This window comes from Streptomyces rimosus subsp. rimosus, from assembly GCF_000720725.1.
GTDB lineage: Bacteria > Actinomycetota > Actinomycetes > Streptomycetales > Streptomycetaceae > Streptomyces > Streptomyces rimosus_A.
Map to the genome: position 1 here is coordinate 12971 of NZ_JOCQ01000055.1, position 16762 is coordinate 29732.

A 16762-nucleotide genomic window follows, 5' to 3' on the forward strand; every position below is an offset into this window, starting at 1 on the left:
CCACCCGTCACACCGACACCGAGCGAGCGCGGAGGCGACCGGCATGGAACACGAGCAGCGGGACGGCGGCGGGGACCGGCCGAAGATCGCGGTCATGGACGCCGGGATCGGGCTGCTGGCGGCGGCCTCCGCCGTACGACGGCTGCGTCCCGACGCCGATCTCGTCCTGTCCTGTGACCCCGACGGCATGCCCTGGGGGCCGCGCACGGCGGAGGACATCGCCGCCCGCGCGCTCGCCGTCGCCGAAGCGGCGGCGGCGCGGCGTCCGCACGCGCTGGTCGTCGCCTGCAACACCGCGACCGTCCACGCGCTGCCCGCCCTGCGGGCCCGCTTCGAGCCGGAGCTGCCGGTCATCGGCACGGTCCCGGCCGTCAAACCGGCGGCCGTTGGCGGCGGGCCCCTCGCCGTGTGGGCCACGCCCGCCACCACCGGCAGCCCGTACCAGCGCTCGCTCATCCGGCGGTTCGCCGATGGCGCGGCGGTCACCGAGGTACCGTGTCCCGGGCTCTCCGACGCCGTGGAGCAGGGGGACGCGGACGCCATCGGGCTCGCGATCGCCGCCGCCGCGCGGCGCACCCCGGCCGAGGTGCGGAGCGTCGTCCTCGGCTGTACCCACTACGAACTCGTCGCCGAACGCATCCGCACCGCGCTGCGACGCCCCGGTGCGCCGCCCCTCGTCCTGTACGGATCGGCCCACGCGGTCGCCGCCCAGACGCTCCGCCGCATCGGCCGCCCGCCCGCTCCCCACTCCCCCGCCGACGGCACCCTGACCGTCATCCTCAGCGGACGCGAAGCATCCCTCCCCGGCCCGGCCTTCACTTACGCGGAGGGCCGGCTTCTACTGCGGGAGCGCGGGTGGGCTCGGGCGGGGCAGGGGCTGCCCCGCCCGGCCGCCGCGGCAGCAGGAAAGGAGTCGTCAGGATGAGGACGCCGGCGAGGGCCATGGCGGTTCGGGGGCCGGTGAGGGCGGCCAGCAGGCCCCACAGGGCGGTCAGGGCCGCGATGGTGAGTTTGCCGGTGGCCGACCAGGCGGAGAGCGTACGGGCGACCCGGTCCGGCTCCGTGAGGTCGAGCCGGTGGGCGGCGAGCACCGGGTTGAAGACACCGATGCAGAGGATCATCGCGAACTCGACGGCCATGACGAGCAGCAGCCCGGACACACCGGGGCGGACGAAGGCCAGGCCGATCAGCCAGCAGGCCCGCAGTGTCCCGGCCGTACGCAGGACCCGGTGCCGCCCGAAGCGCGTGACGAGCGGGCCGGCCAGGCGCGCGCCGAGCAGGCCGCCGAGGCAGGGCACCGCGAAGGCGAGAGCGTACTGCCAGGGCGGGAATCCGAGGGGGCCGAGCATGAGGACGGCGGCCAGTGGCGCGGTCGCCATGATCAGGCCGTTGACCAGGACCGCGTTGAGGAACAGCGGGCGCAGGACGGGGTGGGCGAGGAGGTGCCGCCAGCCCTCCAGGAGTCCGGCGGCGCGTGCCTTCGCCGGTTCCTCGGCCCGTACCGGACGCGGCTCCCCGCCGCCGATCGCCCGGATGCCCGCGGCCGACAGCAGATAGCTGACCGCGTCGGCCAGTACGGTCATCACCGGCCCGAACAGCCCGACCGCGGCACCGCCGAGCGGCAGTCCGAGCACGGTGGAGGTCCACTGCGTGGCCTCGAACCGCCCGTTGGCGACGACCAGGTCCGGCGGCCGGACGAGGGCCTTCAGACAGGCGCCGGCCGCCGCGTTGAAGGTGATGTCGGCCGCGGCGATCACCACGGACACGACCAGCAGCTGGCCGAAGCCGAGCCTGCCGAGCAGGTACGCGGCGGGGATGCTCAGCAGCAGCCCGCACCGGACCAGGTCCATCGCGATCATCACGGGCCGCTTGCGCCGGAACTCCACCCACGGGCCGAGCGGCACCGACAGCACGGCCCCCACCGCGGGCCCGACCGCGGCGAGCGCCGACACCTGGGCCGGGCCGGCGTGCAGCACCAGTACCGCGATCAGCGAGAACGCGTCGAAGGCGAGCGACGTCCCGAACGAACTGACCGCGTACGCCGCCCACAGCCACCCGAATTGCCGCCCCAGCGACCGTCTGGTCCCCACGCCCACCCCGTACTTCCACCATGTCCACCCGCGCGACAGATCGTCGAGCGGACACATCCCATCGAGTGGCGGGCACGGAAGCAAACAACTCCGGGTGTCCGCAGGGACAACCGCTGGTTGTGCGCCGCTCCTCTAGAGTGCTCCCGTGGATCTCCATGCCGTACGCACCGTCGTCGCCGTCGCGGACTCCGGACAGTTCCGGGAAGCCGCCGCCCAGCTGTCGGTCACCCAGCAGGCCGTCTCCAAGCGCATCGCCGCGCTGGAGAAGGACCTCGGGGTACGGCTCTTCGACCGGACGGCCCGCGGCGCGCGGCTCACCATCGACGGGCAGGCATTCCTGCCGCACGCCCGCGAGCTGCTGCGGGCCGAGGAGCGGGCGGCCGCCTCCGTACGGCCGGGCAGCCGCGCCCTGCGCGTGGACGTGATCGGGCGCCGGCTCGCACCGGCCGACCTGGTGCGCGGCTTCCACCGCGCCCACCCGGACACCGCACTCGACGTGGTGACCCTCTTCGACGCCGACGCGGCGCTCGCCGCCGTACGGTCCGGCACGATCGACGCGTCGTTCCGCGCCGTGACCGTGCCCGCGCGGCAGCTGCCCGACGGCGTCGAGGCCGTACGGGTCCACGACGAGCCCGTGCAGCTCGTCACCGGGCCCGCCCACCCGCTGGCCGACGCGCGTGCGGTCACCCCCGGCGATCTCGCCGGGCACCGGATCTGGATGCCGGGCATCGTCACCGGTACCGAGTGGGCGGCCTACTACGACGGCCTCGCCGCCGCGTTCGGGTTCACCATCGAGGTGACCGGCCCCGACTTCGGCACCGAACCGCTCCTGGACACCATCGCCGACTCCCCGCGGATCGCGACCCTCGTCGGCGCGTGGACGCGGTTCGCCTGGCCCGCCGAGCACGATCTGCGGCGCGTGCCCCTGCACCACCCGACACCGGTCTACCCGCACTCGCTCCTCTGGCACCGCGACAACGCGCACCCCGCGCTGGCCGCGCTCCGCGACCATCTGCGCACCCGGTACACGGCGCCCGCCGCACAGCGGGAGCGGCGAGGCGACGGGACGTGGACGCCGGAGTGGGCGGAGTGACCGGGTAAGGGGTACAGCTCCTCGGGGCCGTTCAGGGGGTCCATCGCCGGTCAGGGACGTCAACTCCCTTTGCCGTATGCGCAGTTCGCATTACCGTCACCTGCCGCGCGACTCAACCCGTCCCGCGCCACGAGTCGTTCACGTCCCGTATGCGTACCGGAAACGTTACCTGGCGGTAAGCCGTCATACGCGCACCCCAGACTCCCCCTGCTTTCCCCTTCAACCACCCTCCCGACATGAAGGAGTCCCTTCGTGGCCACCTCTCGCAGCGTCCGGTCGGCGACGCTCGCCCTCGCCACGTCTCTCGCCGCGCTCGCCGTCGCGGCCGTGCCCTTCCCGGCCGGGGCCGCCCCGTCCGCCCCGCCTGCCGTCACCCCGCGGGCCGAGACCCCGGCCCTGCACGACGACGCGGCCGGGGGCGAGGCCGACGCCGATGACCCGGCGATCTGGCGGAACGCGGCCGACCCGGGCCGCAGCCTGGTGATCGCCACCGCGAAGAAGGGCGGCCTGCGGGTCTACGACCTCGGTGCCCGCGAGGTGCAGTCGCTGCCCGCGCCCGCCGCGCCCGGCCCCGGGCACGCCGCCGGGCGGTTCAACAACGTCGATCTCGTCTCGGGTGCGCGCCTGTCGTCGGGCCGCGCCGACCTGGCGGTGGTCAGCGACCGTGGCAGCGACCGGCTGCGCTTCTACCGGATCGACCGCGACCGCGCGGGCGGACCGCTCACCGATGTGACCGATCCCGCGGCCCCGCCGGTCTTCTCCACCTCGCAGCAGGAGATCGACGGGCAGCGCACCGCGTACGGGCTGGCCACCTGGACCGACAAGGCCACCGGCCGCTCGTACGCCCTGGTCAGCCGGCGCGAGCGGACCACCCTCGCCCTCCTGGAGCTGACTCCGGGCACCGGCGGCACGGTCGGCTACCGCAAGGTCCGCACCCTGGACCTGCCCGCCGCCTTCCGCCTCCCCAACGGCAAATCCTGGTCCCCCTGCGCCGAGCCGGGCGAACTCCCGCAGGTCGAGGGCATGGTGGTGGACGCCCGCAACGGCACGCTGTACGCGGGGCAGGAGGACGTCGGCATCTGGCGGCTGCGCGCCGACCTGACCGGCACGCCCAAGCTGATCGACAAGGTCCGCGAGTACGGCGTACCGGCCACGTACGACGAGGCGGCCGAGAAGTGTGTCGCCGGCGCCGACCCCGGTTACGGCGGCAAGCGGCTGACGGCCGACGTCGAGGGCCTGACGCTCGTCGAGGAGTCCAAGGGCGACGGCTATCTGCTGGCGTCCAGCCAGGGTGACAACACCTTTGTCGCCTACGACCGCGAGATATCCGACGACAACGAGTACGAGGGCGGATTCCGTGTCGCTCCCGCCTCGGCGGCCCTGGACGGCTCGGAGGAGTGCGACGGCGCCGCCGTGCTGAACGCGCCGCTGGGCGCGAAGTACCCGAAGGGGCTGCTGGTCGTGCAGGACGGGCACGACGCGCCCGGGGACCCGGAGCGCCCCTCCACGAACTTCAAGTTCGTCGACCTGAGGGACGTGCTGGACGCCGTGCAGGACTGATCAGCGGGCCGCGCGGCGCGGTTCACCCGCGGCGGATGACGCGGGCCGCGCCGGGCGGCGCTGCGATGCGGTCATGGCTGGATACCGTGCCGCTGAAAGCCCGCTGGGCGCCGTCTTGTTGCTCGGGCCGCGGCTGGCCCTGGGCGCCGTGGCCGCCGCGGGTACGGCGGCGGCCACGGTAGCCGGACGGGTCGCGGACGGTGTCGGCGGCGTCCGGCGCGCCGTGCTGCGGCGGCTGGTCGCCGCGGTCGTCGCCCAGCTCGACCTGGAGGCCCTGGTGGCCCGGGTGGACGTGAACAAGGTGGCGGAGCGCATCGACGTCGACCGGGTCGCCGACCGCGTGGACGTGGCGCGGGTCGCGCGGCGCGTGGACATCGACGCCGTACTGGACCGGGTCGATCTGGCCGGCTACACGCGGCAGGTGCTCGAAGAGGTCGACATCGGCGCCATCGTCCGTGACACGGGCGGTGACCTGACCGGCGAGGCGCTGGATGCCGTACGGCTGCGCAGCGCGCGGGCGGACCGGCTGGTGGACGCCGTGACCGACCGGCTGCTGCGCCGGACTCCTTCGTGACGCCGCCCTCCCCGGCGGACACCCCGGCCCGGCTCCAGGGCCGGACCGCGGGACTGGTCTCCCGCACCCTGGCGGCCGTCGCCGACATCCTCGTGGTACTGGGCATCGCCGTCCTGGCCGATCTCGGCGTCGGTGCCGTCCGCTTCCTCGTGCTCGGGCCGCCGTTCGGCCCGCCGAAGGCGTCCGACTGGCTCACCGGATTCCTCGGCTTCGCCCTCACCGTCGGCTATCTGTCCGTGAGTTGGACGGTGACCGGCCGGACCGTGGGGGCCTGGCTGATGGGACTGCGCGTGGTCCGCCGCTCCGGGCAGCCGCTCGGTGCCGGCCGCGCTCTGCTGCGGGCCGTGCTGTGCGTCGTCTTTCCGCTGGGGCTGCTCTGGACGGCGCTGAGCAGGCGTGACGCGTCCGTCGCCGATCTCGTCGTGCGCAGTGCGGTGGTGTACGACTGGTACGGCGGACGGGCCCGCGACGGTACGGCCGGTCAGCGGCCGCTGCGCTGACCGGCCATGGCCCGCTGCCCGGGCAGCAGCGTGGCGGCGACGAGGCCGCCGCATCCGAGGACCGCCAGCACGATCAGCGCGGCGGCGTACGAACCGAAGGCCAGGTCGGCCACGAGGATGGTGCCGGCGATCGCGGTGCCCAGCGAGGAACCGAGGTTGGACACGCTGCGCGACAGGCCGGAGATCTCGCCCTGCTGCTCCTCGGGGAAGCTGGACTGCACCACGTTCACGGACGGGGTGAGCATCACGCCGAGCCCCAGGCCGATCATGAGCAGTCCGGGGACGCTGGCCCAGACGCTCGGTGAGCCGTGCGCCAGCGCGAGAAGCGTGCCGATGCCGGCGACCGTCAGGGCGAAGCCGGTCGTCACCAGGGTGCGCGGGGTGCGCCGCTTCGCGAAGCGCTCGGCGGCGAGCGAGGACGCGAGGAGGCCGACGGTGGCCGCCGTGAAGACCACACCCGTCTGGATGGCGTTGTAGCCGCGGACGACCTGAAGGTAGGCGGACACCACGAACGAGACCCCCATGAGGACCATCCACTGGAGGCACTGCGTCACCAGGCCGAGATTGGAGGTGCGGTCGCGGAACAGGCTGGTGGACAGGAGCGGTTCGGCGCCGGCCCGCTCCATCGCCCGTACCCTGCGGAAGAACCAGGCCAGCACGGCGGCCCCGAGCACGAGCAGCCCCAGCGTCAGCCAGCCGTTGTCGTCGGCGGCGAGGGTCCCGGCGACGACGAGGGTCAGTCCGGCGGCCGACAGGACCGCGCCGCCGGTGTCGAAGGGCCGCGTGGGGTCCGGGGGCAGCGGATCGGAGATCCGGCGGCCCAGGACGACGATCACCGCGATCACCAGCGCCTGGAAGACGAAGGCCGCCCGCCAGCTCAGCCCCGAGGTGATCAGCCCGCCGATCAGCGGCCCGGCGGCCGCGCCGATGCCGCCCATCGCCATGATCGCCCCGAAGGCGCGGGCGCGGGCGACGGTGTCCGTGAAGTAGAGCGTGGTGAGGATGTAGACGGGCGGGATGAGCAGGGCCGTGCCGACGCCTTCGAGGATCGAGTTGCCGAGGATCAGTACGCCGAGGCCGGGCGCCGCCGCGCTGAGCAGGGCGCCGACGCCGTAGACGGCCAGGCCGGCCACCAGGCACCGCTTGCGGCCGAAGCGGTCGGTCAGCTTGCCGCCGGGGATCATCAGCGCGGCCATGACCAGCAGGAAGATGGTGATCGCCAGCTGTACCCCCTGCACCGTGGTGTCGAGGTCCTTGCTGATGTCGTTGATCATCACGTTCATGTTGGAGCCGGCGAAGCTGCAGATGAACTGGGCGAGCGCGAGCGGCACCAGCACATGCCGCGGCGCCTGCGGCGCGCCTCCACCGGTTTCCGGTCCGGGCGGTACGGCCATCGTCTCGCCTCCGATCGCTGTCGCCCGGCGTACGGAGCGGACCGTACGCCGGGCGCGTGCATCCTCCCGGCCGGGTGATCGCGCGTCGTCACCCGCCGGGGGTGACGACGGGCGGTGTTCCCTCGCGGCCCGGCGCCAGGGCGAGGACGTGGCTGCCCCAGGCGTCCAGGTCGACGAAGAGTCCGGGGCCGGTCAGCTCGGCCTCGGCGCGTTCGTACCGCTCACCGGTCAGCAGGTCGGCCAGCTGCCACGAGTCGGGGCCCGACGCGGACCACGGCAGCCGGATGCGGCCCTGGGCCGGGTGCCCCGAGAGGTTCACGGCCGTCAGGAACCGTCCGGCGGGGCCCGCCCAGCACCAGGTGAGCACGTTCTTGGCGGAGTCGTTGTCGGGCCAGCCCGCGCACTCCAGCAGCCGCCACTGCCCGGTCCGCATGCCGCTGCGGTGCACGGCGGCGAGCAACTTCTCGTGGAATTGCCGGAGTCCGGTGTCAGCCGGCTCGTCCGGGCGCCGGTCCAGGAAGACGGGCAGGTGGGTGCGGCGCCCCGTGAACTGGCCCTCGTGCCACAGCGTCGCCCCGGGCAGCGTGGCGATCAGGACGGCTGCCGCGCGTTCCTTGTCGGGGTGCAGCGTCTGCGCGGCCCTGGGCTCGTCATGGTTCTCCAGGAATCGTACGAGCTTGCGCTGGTAGGTCTCGTCCGCCGTCAGATGCTGCCGCACCGACTCGGGGCCCTCGTGCAGGACGCGGTCGTAGAGGCGCTTGTCGTAGCAGAAGTCGAAGCCCTGCTGCTGCAAGGCCCATTCGAGGTCCCAGTACGCCTCGGCGACGAACGTCATGCCGGGGTGCCGCTCCTGTACGGCGCCGATGACCGTGGGCCAGAACTCGTCCGGCGGCGGGGTTCCGGCGCGCTGCCCCCAGGTGCGGGCGAAGATGTCGTTCATCAGCAGCATCGCCATGTCGCAGCGCACCCCATCACAGGCCTGCCCGATGCGGGTCAGCTCGTCCGCGGTCGCCCGCCGCAGGGCGGGTTCGAACGCGTTCAGCTGCACCACGTCCGGCCAGGGCGGGAAGAAGGGGTCGCGGCCGCGAGCGAGGACGGCGGTGCCGGTGTCGAGGTAGGCGGCCGGGTCGTGCCGCAGGTCGTCGGGGGTGCCGCGCACGAAGTACTCGGGGTGCGCGGACACCCAGGGGCTGTCCGGGGCGACGTGGTTGGGCACGTAGTCGAGCAGCAGCCCGATGCCGCGGCCGTCGAGTTCGGCGCGGGCGGCGGCCAGCCCCTCGGCGCCGCCGAGCGACGCGTCGGCCTCGTAGCGCCGGATGCAGTACGGCGACCCGGCGATCTCGTCCTCCCGGATGCCGGGTACGGCCCGGGCGAACGCGGTGCGCAGGGACTGGTCCCACAGGGCGATGCCGCGGCCCTGCGGGCTGCGCTCCCACACCCCCATGAGCCAGACGGCGTCCACGCCGTGCGGGGTGATCTCGTCCCACGCGTCCTTGGGCACATCGCCGAGCCCGGCCGGACGCCCGGTGCGGCGCCGGATCTCGCGCAGCCACACCCGGGTGTTGACCTCGTGGACGACGGGCTGCTCGGGCAGCTGGGTCATGATCCCTCCTTCCGGTCCCTCCGGCCCGGATCCGCCGTCAGGAAGTCGCCGGGCGTGAGCGTGCCGAAGAGCTGCATCTGGGCGGCGACCAGGCCCGTCCAGCCGGTCTGGTGGGCCGCGCCGATGCCGGCGCCGTTGTCGCCGTGGAAGTACTCGTGGAAGAGGATCAGGTCGCGCCAGTGCGGGTCGGTGCGGAACTTCTCCTGCCCACCGTAGACGGGGCGCCGCCCGTCCTCGCCGCGCAGGAAGATCCGGGCGAGCCGGCGCGAGATCTCCTCGGCCGCCCCGTACAGGGTCATGTGGACGCCCGAGCCGGTGGGGCACTCGACGGTCAGCTCGTCGCCGTAGAAGCCGTACAGGTTCAGCAGCGCGCGGATGACCAGGGCGTTCATCGGGAACCACACCGGGCCGCGCCAGTTGGAGTTGCCGCCGAACATGCCGGTGTCGGATTCGGCGGGCAGATAGGAGACCCGGTACTCCTGGCCGTGCACCCAGAAGGTGTACGGGTGCTCGGCGTGGTGCCGGGACAGGGACCTGATGCCGTACGGGCTGAGGAACTCGTCCTCGGACAGCAGGTGGCCGAGGACCCGCAGCAGCTTCTTCTCGTCCACGACGGACAGCAGCCGGGCGCCGCCTGCCGCGCCCGCCTGGGCCGCGGCCATGGTGACGGACAGCGAGGGGTGGCGGGCCGCGAAGCGGCGCAGGCGCTCGTTCAGGCCCGTCACCCGCTCCAACTGCCGCGGCCGGAAGACGGTCGAGGCGCACAGCGGCAGCAGGCCCACCATCGACCGGACCTTGAGCCGTACGGCCTGGCCGTCGGGCAGCCGCAGCACGTCGTAGAAGAACCCGTCCTCCTCGTCCCACAGTTCGTCGCCGAGGTCACCGACGCGGTCCATGGATCCGGCGATCCACAGGTAGTGCTCGACGAACTTCAGCACCAGTTCCTCGTAGGCGGGGTTGTACTCGACCAGTTCCAGCGCGATCTGGAGCATGGACTGGCAGTACAGGGCCATCCAGGCCGTGCCGTCGGCCTGTTCGAGCCGGCCGCCGGTGGGCAGCGGGGCGCTGCGGTCGAAGACGCCGATGTTGTCCAGGCCCAGGAAGCCGCCCTGGAAGACGTTGCGGCCCTCGGGGTCCTTGCGGTTGACCCACCAGGTGAAGTTGGTCAGCAGCTTCTGGAAGACGCGTTCCAGGAAGGCGGGGTCGGCCTGGCCCGTGCGGCGCTCCTGCATCAGGTGGACGAAGTACGCGGCCCAGGCGTGCACGGGCGGGTTGACGTCCGCGAAGTTCCACTCGTAGGCGGGGATCTGACCGTTGGGGTGCTGGTAGTAGTTCTGGAGGAGCAGTTCGAGCTGCTGCTTGGCGAACTCGTTGTCCACCACCGACAGGGCCACGGTGTGGAAGGCCAGGTCCCAGGCGGCGAACCAGGGGTACTCCCACTTGTCGGGCATGGAGATGATGTCGTCGCTGACCATGTGGAACCACTCGCGGTTGCGGACGCCGGGCCGCGGCAGGCTCCACGGGTCCATGCCGTGTTCGGCCAGCCAGGTCTCCAGGTCGAAGCCGTAGTACTGCTTGGACCACAGCATCCCGGCGAGGGCCTGCCGCAGCACCCGGGCCTCATCCTCGCCCGCGCCGCGCGGCGTCAGCTCCCGGTAGAAGGCGTCGGCCTCGGCGATGCGCTCCTGGAAGACGGTGTCGAAGCCGCGGGCCAGGGAGAGGGACGATCCGGTGGGCGCGAGCCGCAGCCGCAGGACCTCCTCGCCGCCGGCCGGGACGGTCAGGGTGTAGTGCGCGGCCGCCTTGGTTCCCTCCCCGGCCGGGTTGACGGCCCCGGCCTCCCCGTCGACGACCGCGCGGCCGATGCCGTCCTTGACGTACGGCGTGCGGTTGGGCGTGCCGAACAGCCGCTCGTGGTTGGTCTCGTTCTCGGTGAACAGCAGCGGGACCGCGTCGGCGCACCGCAGGTCGTAGCTGCCCAGCTCGGGGTGGACGGCCCGGACGGTGGCCGTGCGGCGCGGCCCTTCGGCCGCGGTCAGCGTGGGCCGGTCGGCGCCCTCGTGCCAGGACCAGGTGTTGCGGAACCACAGGGTGGGCAGCACGTGCGCGGTCGCCTCGTCGGGGCCGCGGTTGGCGACGGTGATCCGGATCAGTACGTCGTCGTCCGCGGCCTTGGCGTACTCGACGGTGACGTCGAAGTACCGGTCGTCGTCGAAGACACCGGTGTCGAGCAGTTCGTACTCGAATTCCTGGCGGCTGCGGGCCTGGTTGGTGGCCACCAGGTCGAGGTACGGGAATTCCGCCTGCGGGTATTTGTACAGGTAGCGCAGGTAGGAGTGGCTGGGTGTGCTGTCGAGGTAGAAGTAGTACTCCTTCACGTCCTCGCCGTGATTGCCCTCGCCGTTGGTCAGGCCGAAGGCGCGTTCCTTGAGGATCGGGTCGTGCCCGTTCCACAGCGCGAGGGCGAAGCACAGGCGCTGCTTGGTGTCGCAGATGCCGCCGAGCCCGTCCTCGCCCCAGCGGTAGGCGCGGGAGCGGGCGTGGTCGTGCGGGAAGTACGACCAGGCGTCCCCGCCCGCGCTGTAGTCCTCGCGGACCGTGCCCCACTGGCGCTCGCTCAGGTACGGGCCCCACAACCGCCGGCGGTCGTCGTCGGCCGGGCCGGCCGGGCCCGTGTCCGTCCGTGTGCTCATGCCTGCCTCCCTGCCTGCCGCGGGCTCACCCGGCGCAAGACTGGTCCCGGCCGCCCGGGGCCGCTTCACCTCGGGCGGGTGACGCGGCGGGCGGCGCCTCCCGGCTGGATGGAGACGACCCCGTGTGCCGGCCGCCGTCCCGCCCTGCCGGGCCGTGCGGCCGGCCGCTCCACCAGGAGGCTGTGATGGCAGATCTCGTCGTACTCGGATTCTCGGACCGGGAGAAGGCGGACGCGGTGCTGCGGCTCGCCAAGGACCTGTCGCGCCAGGAACTGCTCGACCTGGACGACGCGGCGCTGGCCTGGCGGACCATGGACGGCAAGATCCATGTCCGCCAGTCGTACAACCCCACCGCGACCGGCGCGGCCGGCGGCGTCCTGTGGGGCACACTGTTCGGGATGCTGTTCCTGATGCCGGTGTTCGGCGCGGCCGTGGGGGCGGCCACCGGCGCGGTCGCCGGCAAGCTCACCGACGTCGGCATCAACGACGCCTTCGTCAAGGAGATCGCGGGCACTCTCGAACCGGGCAGGGCCGCGGTGTTCGCGCTGGTCCGCCGCTCGACGCCGGACCGGGTACGGGAGGCGGTCCGCCCCTTCAACCCCAGCGTGATCCGTACGTCGCTGACCAAGGACCGCGAGGACGAACTGATCGCGGCGCTGCACGCGGTCTGAAGCGGCCCGCCGCCTTGCGACGGAATCTCACCCGGGTGAGAACTTCACCCGGGTGAAACGCCGCCCGCCGCGCTGCCCGGGCCGCCGCGCCCGCCCGACACTTGCCTGAGCCGCGCCACCCTCCCGCTCCGAGAGCGAGGTGCCGCCCATGGAATCGGGTGCCGACGAGCAGCGCGACGGGCCCCCGCCCACGCCCGGGACCGCGGTGCCCGCCCTGCCGGGCTGGCTGGTCCCCAGACCCCGGCTGACGGACCGCATCTCCCGGGGCGTCCTGGGGCCGCTGACCGTGGTGGTCGGCCCGGTGGGCGCCGGGAAGTCGGCGCTGGCCGTGGAGTGGGCGCACCACGGCCGCTCCCCCGGGCCGGTGGCGTGGGTGACCTGCGACGGCCGCGACGAGCAGCCCGGCGTCTTCTGGCCGCGCGTGATCGGCGCGCTGGGCGCGGACGGTCCGGACGTGCCGGTGTCCGGCGGTCCGGAACTGGTGGCCGCGCTGGCGGCCCGGCTGACCGGGCGGCGCGACCCGGTGGTCCTGGTCCTGGACGACTTCCATACGGAACCCGGCTCGCCGACCGCCGAGGACGTGATCGCCCTGCTGAAGCACGCGGCGCCCGTACTGCGCCTGGTCGTGCTCGCGCGCCGGGACCCGCCGCTGCACCTGCACCGCCTGCGGCTGTCCGGCGAACTCACCGAACTGCGCACCGCCGACCTGGCCTTCGACGACCGGGAGACGGCCGCACTGCTCGCCCAGCACGGCGTCGAGGTGTCCAAGCAGGTGGTGAGCGCCCTCCGGCAGCGCGCCGACGGATGGGCCGCGGGGCTGCGGCTCGCGGCCATGTCCATGGAGAAACAGCCGTGTCCGGAGCGGTTCGTGGCGCAGTTCGCCGGTGACGACGAGGCGGTCGTCAGCTATCTGGTGGAGGAGGTCCTCGACGTACAGTCGCCCGGCATGCGGCGGCTGCTGCTGACGACGAGCGTCCTGGAGCATGTCAACGCCGAACTGGCCGCGGAACTGGCGGGCGAGGAGGCCGGGGGCCATTTCGCGGCGCTGGTCCGGGAGAACTCCTTCCTGCGGCCCGACGGGCACGGCTGGTACCGCTGCCACCGGATGTTCGCCGACGTGCTGCGGATGTGCCTGCGCCACGAGACGCCGGGGCTCGTGCCCGAGCTGCACCGCCGGGCCGCCGGCTGGCTGGGCGCCCACGGGCTGCTCGCCGATGCCGTACGGCACTGGCTGGCGGCCGGTGACCAGGAGCGGGCCGGGCGGCTGGTCGTGAGCCGGCTGGCGATCGGCCAGGTGCTGGGCCTGACCGGCGAGCGCCTGCCGGACGACCTGGTCCGGCAGCTGTCGGAGGCGCCGGACGCGGACACCCACGGGCCCGAACCCGTCCTCGTCGCCGCGGCCTCGGCCCTCACCCACGGCGACGACGCGGCCTGCGCCGGTTACCTGGACCGGGCCGCCCGGCTCGTCGCGGAACTCCCCGCGGACCACGAGGACCGCGTCACCCGCTGCCGCCTGACCCACGCCGTGATCCGCATGGCGCAGTCGCGCTCCCGGGCCCCGGACGCCGCCCGGGCGGCAGCGGCCGAGGTGGAGGCCCTGTGCGCGGGGCTGTCGCGGACGGTGCTGGCAGCGCACCCGGAGGTCCCGGCCCTCACCCTGGCGATCCGCGGGCACGGCGAACTGCGCGACGGCAGCTTCCAGAGCGCCGCGGTCTCCCTCACCGCGGGCCTCAAGGCCGCGAGCGCCGCCGGGAACGGCGTGCTGCGCCGGGACTGCCTGGTCGAACTCGCCCTGCTGGAGGTGTTGCGCGGCCGCTTCCGCGCCGCCGGTGAACTGGCCGCCCGGTCCTGCCGGCCACCGCTGCCGACGTGGACCGCGGCGGACCCCTCCCGCTCCTCGCTGCACGTCGTACGCGCCTGGATCGGCCTGGCGCGCGGCGAACCCACCCGGGCCCGCCGCGAACTCGGCCACGCCCGCACCGCGCTGCGCGGCGCGCCCGATCCGTTCCTCGCGGAGGTCTGCTCCCTGGCGGCGGGACTCGCCAAGGCGGCGGAGCAGAGCGGGCCGCCGGCCGTCCGGATCGGTGACGCCGTCGCCGGCTGCCGGCTGCCGTCGGGGCTGCTGCGGGCGGTGGAGCCGGTGTGCGCCGCCGCGCTCGACTCCTCCGGCGGCGCGCGGACCCGGGTCCTGGCACGCCCCGGGCCGCCCCGTACGGCGTCCGCCCCGTCGTCGGCCCCGGACCCGGTCGAGCGGCTCAGCGTACGGGAACGCGAGGTGCTCGGCCGCCTCGCGCAGATGATGACGACCGAGGAGATCGCCACCGATCTGTATCTGTCGGTCAACACGGTCAAGACGCATCTGAAGAGCGTCTACCGCAAGCTCGCGGTGACCCGGCGGTCGGCCGCGGTACGGCGGGCCCGCGAGCTGGAACTGCTGTGAACGGCCGGGCCGCCGGGGCGGAGTGCGGCGTCCGCCCCGGCGCTCCCCCGGCTACTTGAACTGCCCGGGCCGGTAGTCGCCCGCGGGCTGCTGGACGATCACGTTCAGCCGGTTGAAGGCGTTGATGACCGCGATCAGGGACACCAGCGCGGCGAGCTGCTCCTCGTCGTAGTGCTTGGCGGCGTTCGCCCAGACCTCGTCCGGGACCCCGCCGGCCGCGTCCGCGATCCGGGTGCCCTGCTCTGTCAGCTCCAGCGCGGCGCGCTCGGCCTCGGTGAAGACGGTGGCCTCCCGCCACACCGCGACCAGGCTCAGCCGCACCGCCGTCTCACCGGCGGCGACGGCCTCCTTGGTGTGCATGTCGGTGCACAGGCCGCACCCGTTGATCTGACTCGCGCGGATCTTCACCAGTTCCTGCGTCGCGGCGGGCACCGCCGAGTCCGCGACGACCTGTCCCGCCGAGACGAGGTGCTTGAGGAACTTGCCGGCGGTCGGGCTGCCGAAGAGGTTGAGACGGGCGTCCATGGTGGTTCTCCTCCACTGGTGTGCGCTTGCCTTGTTCGTGGCTGCACCCCTATGACGGGACGGCCCGGCCCGATGTGACAGAACCACTGGTGACCTGCGTCACTCCGGGCCGGGGGGCCGGCGGAGGAGCCCCCTCTCACGGGCCCGGCGCAGCGCCTCGGCCCGGGAGTGGGCGCCGAGCTTGCGGTAGACCGCGCGGGTGTGGCTCTTGACGGTGTTGTGCGACACGAAGAGGTCGTCGGCGATCTGCCGCAGCGGGACCTCGCTCTCCAGGCGCCGGAGTATGGCCAGTTCGCGTCCGGTCAGCGGCTCGGCCGACGGCGCGGGGTCACGTACGGCCCGGGCCCGCCGGGGCGCCGAGGCCAGCACCGCCGCCGCCTCGTCCACCAGTGCCTCCGCGGACCGGGGTTCACCCAGCCCGTCCGCGATGTCCACGAGGAGGTCGGCGACCCACACCAGGCAGGCCGTCACGGCCGCGTCCGCCGCCCTGGCGTCGCCGCCCAGTTCCTGGAGCCGTATACGCAGGTCGGACGCCCGTCCGGGCTTCTCTCGCCCGGCCGGTCCGTGGCATTTCGGCGCGGTACGGAGCGCAGCGGGCATGCCCTCACCTCCCGGCGGCAGGCGGTACATGTGCAGCGTCGCGTGGCGGGCCCCGGCCCGGAAGGGGCCTTACGGCCCTTCGGCGTGCGCGCTGCGCCCGCCGGACGCCCCGGGCAGCCGGCGCACCTCCAGCAGCTCCAGCCCCAGCGCCTGGATGCGGTCGAGGATGCCGTACAGCGCGGCCTGGTCGAGGCCGGCCCCGTACAGGACCGTCTCAGCCGGACGCAGCCGTACCGTCAGATCGCCGAACGCCGATGCCAGGGCAGCACCGACCCTGCCCCGGACCCGGATCTCGAAATCGCCGCCGGACGGCGTTCCGGCTCGCCCGGGCCCCGCACCCGCCTGCGCGCCCATGGCGTCACCTCCGCTGCGGCGGCCTGGCCTCCCCGCCATTCTCGCCGGGCGGCGGGCGGTGGCCTCACCTCACAAGGGTGACGGTGCGCCGGTGCCCGCCCGGACTCATCCCCGGCGGGTGAACCGGGCGCGGGGCCGCGCGGAGGATGCTCGGCCCACCGAGGAGGAGGTTCGGGCATGGCTGAGCAGACTTCGGCAGGGCAGAGCCGGCCGAGCGCACCGGCACCGGAGCCCCACATTCGCCCGGTCACGATCGGCGGGGTCGTGTTCGCCGTGTGCATCCTGAGCGTCGTCGGGGCCTACCACGTGATCGCGGGACTCGCCGCGATCATCGACCACAACTTCTACCGGTCGCAGCAGAACTACGCGTTCGACTTCAGCGTCAGCGGGTGGGGCTGGATCCAGCTGATCTCCGGCATCGTCATCGTCGCGGCCGCGTTCAACCTCTTCAGCGGCCGCACCTGGGCGCGTGCCGTCGGCATCGGCGTCGCGGTGGCCAGCATGCTGGAGACCTTCTTCTTCACCCCGTACTACCCCGTGTGGTCGGTGATCCTCATCGGGCTCGACGTCCTGGTGATCTGGTCCCTGGCCACGTACGGACACCGGGAGGCCCACAAGGTCTACAACGCGCCGTTGTAGGCCGGCGGCCGGGCGGGAGGCCCGAG

15 protein-coding genes are annotated in these 16762 nt (G+C 73.5%); 8 read left to right on the top strand and 7 right to left on the bottom strand.

Annotation, left to right across the window (positions count from 1 at the left end):
• Positions 1–43: 43 nt before the first annotated feature.
• Entirely contained in the window at positions 44–925 is an 882-nt protein-coding gene (locus IH45_RS0125930; protein WP_050515193.1) for a glutamate racemase, read from the top strand.
• Here the strand turns inward: IH45_RS0125930 and IH45_RS0125935 are convergent.
• On the bottom strand, positions 816–2090 hold the full coding sequence (locus tag IH45_RS0125935; protein WP_030673153.1) for an MFS transporter: 1275 nt from the start codon (positions 2088–2090) through the stop codon (positions 816–818). The genes IH45_RS0125930 and IH45_RS0125935 overlap by 110 nt on opposite strands.
• A gap of 145 nt (positions 2091–2235) precedes the next feature.
• On the opposite strand from IH45_RS0125935, the gene IH45_RS0125940 reads away from it, so the two are divergent.
• The 4 genes from IH45_RS0125940 to IH45_RS0125955 all read left to right on the top strand — a co-directional run bounded on the left by IH45_RS0125940 (position 2236) and on the right by IH45_RS0125955 (position 5817).
• Entirely contained in the window at positions 2236–3183 is a 948-nt protein-coding gene (locus tag IH45_RS0125940; protein ID WP_030673156.1) for a LysR family transcriptional regulator, read from the top strand.
• Between the two features lie 252 nt (positions 3184–3435).
• Positions 3436–4743, top strand: a complete 1308-nt coding sequence (locus tag IH45_RS0125945) for a phytase (RefSeq protein ID WP_030673158.1) — start codon at positions 3436–3438, stop codon at positions 4741–4743.
• A 73-nt stretch (positions 4744–4816) separates the two neighbouring features.
• Complete coding sequence (locus tag IH45_RS0125950) at positions 4817–5317, top strand: hypothetical protein (RefSeq protein WP_158813270.1); 501 nt, start codon at positions 4817–4819, stop codon at positions 5315–5317.
• Positions 5314–5817, top strand: coding sequence for an RDD family protein (locus IH45_RS0125955; protein ID WP_030673164.1), 504 nt, complete (start codon positions 5314–5316; stop codon positions 5815–5817). Before IH45_RS0125950 ends, IH45_RS0125955 begins: the two co-directional genes overlap by 4 nt.
• On the opposite strand, the gene IH45_RS0125960 is transcribed toward IH45_RS0125955, so the two are convergent.
• The 3 genes from IH45_RS0125960 to IH45_RS0125970 all read right to left on the bottom strand — a co-directional run bounded on the left by IH45_RS0125960 (position 5799) and on the right by IH45_RS0125970 (position 11507).
• Positions 5799–7211 carry an MFS transporter gene (locus IH45_RS0125960; RefSeq protein WP_030673167.1) on the bottom strand — a complete coding sequence of 471 codons (1413 nt, stop codon included), beginning with the start codon at positions 7209–7211 and terminating at the stop codon, positions 5799–5801. The two genes, IH45_RS0125955 and IH45_RS0125960, sit on opposite strands and share 19 nt — an antisense overlap.
• Before the next feature lie 88 nt (positions 7212–7299).
• Positions 7300–8814, bottom strand: a complete 1515-nt coding sequence (locus tag IH45_RS0125965; RefSeq protein WP_030673170.1) for an alpha-amylase family protein — start codon at positions 8812–8814, stop codon at positions 7300–7302.
• Positions 8811–11507: an MGH1-like glycoside hydrolase domain-containing protein gene (locus IH45_RS0125970; protein WP_030673172.1), complete on the bottom strand. Its 2697-nt coding sequence runs from the start codon at positions 11505–11507 to the stop codon at positions 8811–8813. The genes IH45_RS0125965 and IH45_RS0125970 overlap by 4 nt, the downstream gene beginning before the upstream one ends.
• 185 nt (positions 11508–11692) lie before the next feature.
• Between IH45_RS0125970 and IH45_RS0125975 the strand changes: the two genes are divergently transcribed.
• Together IH45_RS0125975 and IH45_RS0125980 are read left to right on the top strand one after the other, a co-directional pair.
• Positions 11693–12178 carry a DUF1269 domain-containing protein gene (locus IH45_RS0125975; protein ID WP_030673175.1) on the top strand — a complete coding sequence of 162 codons (486 nt, stop codon included), beginning with the start codon at positions 11693–11695 and terminating at the stop codon, positions 12176–12178.
• Positions 12179–12326: 148 nt separating this feature from the next.
• Positions 12327–14618: a helix-turn-helix transcriptional regulator gene (locus IH45_RS0125980; RefSeq protein ID WP_030673178.1), complete on the top strand. Its 2292-nt coding sequence runs from the start codon at positions 12327–12329 to the stop codon at positions 14616–14618.
• Between the two features lie 51 nt (positions 14619–14669).
• Here IH45_RS0125980 and IH45_RS0125985 read toward each other — a convergent pair whose 3' ends face one another.
• The 3 genes from IH45_RS0125985 to IH45_RS0125995 form a co-directional block, all read right to left on the bottom strand.
• A complete protein-coding gene (locus IH45_RS0125985) occupies positions 14670–15143 on the bottom strand; it encodes a carboxymuconolactone decarboxylase family protein (RefSeq protein WP_030673181.1) in 474 nt (157 codons plus the stop codon).
• A gap of 99 nt (positions 15144–15242) precedes the next feature.
• Entirely contained in the window at positions 15243–15743 is a 501-nt protein-coding gene (locus tag IH45_RS1000000145890) for a response regulator transcription factor (RefSeq protein WP_063763054.1), read from the bottom strand.
• Positions 15744–15812: 69 nt separating this feature from the next.
• Positions 15813–16097, bottom strand: a complete 285-nt coding sequence (locus IH45_RS0125995) for a hypothetical protein (RefSeq protein WP_050515195.1) — start codon at positions 16095–16097, stop codon at positions 15813–15815.
• Positions 16098–16274: 177 nt separating this feature from the next.
• Between IH45_RS0125995 and IH45_RS0126000 the strand changes: the two genes are divergently transcribed.
• The gene (locus tag IH45_RS0126000) at positions 16275–16736 is read left to right on the top strand and encodes a DUF7144 family membrane protein (protein ID WP_030673192.1); all 462 of its coding nucleotides are present in this window, start codon (positions 16275–16277) and stop codon (positions 16734–16736) included.
• Positions 16737–16762: the final 26 nt, after the last annotated feature.

Excerpts from the sequence above, each read along its gene's own strand:
- IH45_RS1000000145890 (WP_063763054.1), bottom strand. The coding sequence starts at position 15,743 with ATGCCCGCTGCGCTCCGTACCGCGCCGAAATGCCACGGACCGGCCGGG.
- IH45_RS0125980 (WP_030673178.1), top strand. The coding sequence starts at position 12,327 with ATGGAATCGGGTGCCGACGAGCAGCGCGACGGGCCCCCGCCCACGCCC.
- IH45_RS0125970 (WP_030673172.1), bottom strand. The coding sequence starts at position 11,507 with ATGAGCACACGGACGGACACGGGCCCGGCCGGCCCGGCCGACGACGAC.
- IH45_RS0125985 (WP_030673181.1), bottom strand. The coding sequence starts at position 15,143 with ATGGACGCCCGTCTCAACCTCTTCGGCAGCCCGACCGCCGGCAAGTTC.
- IH45_RS0125930 (WP_050515193.1), top strand. The coding sequence starts at position 44 with ATGGAACACGAGCAGCGGGACGGCGGCGGGGACCGGCCGAAGATCGCG.
- IH45_RS0125995 (WP_050515195.1), bottom strand. The coding sequence starts at position 16,097 with ATGGGCGCGCAGGCGGGTGCGGGGCCCGGGCGAGCCGGAACGCCGTCC.
- IH45_RS0125950 (WP_158813270.1), top strand. The coding sequence starts at position 4,817 with ATGGCTGGATACCGTGCCGCTGAAAGCCCGCTGGGCGCCGTCTTGTTG.
- IH45_RS0126000 (WP_030673192.1), top strand. The coding sequence starts at position 16,275 with ATGGCTGAGCAGACTTCGGCAGGGCAGAGCCGGCCGAGCGCACCGGCA.
- IH45_RS0125960 (WP_030673167.1), bottom strand. The coding sequence starts at position 7,211 with ATGGCCGTACCGCCCGGACCGGAAACCGGTGGAGGCGCGCCGCAGGCG.
- IH45_RS0125965 (WP_030673170.1), bottom strand. The coding sequence starts at position 8,814 with ATGACCCAGCTGCCCGAGCAGCCCGTCGTCCACGAGGTCAACACCCGG.
- IH45_RS0125975 (WP_030673175.1), top strand. The coding sequence starts at position 11,693 with ATGGCAGATCTCGTCGTACTCGGATTCTCGGACCGGGAGAAGGCGGAC.